1 protein-coding gene is annotated in these 240 nt (G+C 51.2%); it reads left to right on the forward strand.

All coding sequences use genetic code 11. The features are described from left to right. Positions 1-240 (forward strand): DUF58 domain-containing protein (locus tag SB775_RS33415; RefSeq protein ID WP_410865596.1); only part of this gene is annotated, 240 nt, incomplete at both ends.

Raw genomic sequence — 240 nt, forward strand, 5'->3', positions numbered from 1 at the left:
GTATGTTCCCGGAGACGATCTGCGCCAGCTCGATTGGAATGCCTACGCACGGTCGGGAAAGCTTTTTTTGAAAAAGTATTTGGACGAGACGGAGCTTCACCTCACACTGTACATTGATTGCAGTCGCTCGATGGGCTACGGGCAGCCGGGAAAAATGGAGCGGGCGGTGCAAATTGCGGCTGCCCTCGGTTATTTGTCACTATGCAACCTAGATCATGTCTCTGTTTTTGCTTTTGACAG

This window comes from Peribacillus sp. SIMBA_075 (assembly GCF_046534585.1).